Raw genomic sequence first — 447 nt, 5'->3', positions numbered from 1 at the left:
CCAACGTCCACGGCACCTATGGCGACTTCACCATCGATGCCAACGGGCCCCCCCCCCCCCCCCCCCCCCCCCCCCCCCCCCCCCCCCCCCCCCCCCCCCCCCCCCCCCCCCCCCCCCCCCCCCCCCCCCCCCCCCCCCCCCCCCCCCCCCCCCCCCCCCCCCCCCCCCCCCCCCCCCCCCCCCCCCCCCCCCCCCCCCCCCCCCCCCCCCCCCCCCCCCCCCCCCCCCCCCCCCCCCCCCCCCCCCCCCCCCCCCCCCCCCCCCCCCCCCCCCCCCCCCCCCCCCCCCCCCCCCCCCCCCCCCCCCCCCCCCCCCCCCCCCCCCCCCCCCCCCCCCCCCCCTCGATGCCAACGGCGCCTGGAGCTACAGCGGCAACGGTGCTCACAATGAGCTCACCGCCGGCCAGCAGGTGCAGGACCAGTTCACCGTCACAAGCCAGGACGGCAC

The 447-nt window shown here is 87.7% G+C and carries 1 protein-coding gene; it reads left to right on the top strand.

The window, feature by feature from the left end; genetic code table 11:
• Window positions 1-447 (top strand): VCBS domain-containing protein (locus XH98_RS40990; protein ID WP_442868537.1); only part of this gene is annotated, 447 nt, incomplete at both ends.

The organism is Bradyrhizobium sp. CCBAU 51745 (assembly GCF_028128715.1).
In the GTDB taxonomy this organism is placed as follows: Bacteria; Pseudomonadota; Alphaproteobacteria; order Rhizobiales; family Xanthobacteraceae; genus Bradyrhizobium; species Bradyrhizobium manausense.
The sequence above is the reverse complement of the archived record's forward strand: the minus strand, read 5'-3'. Positions and strand labels throughout refer to the sequence as shown.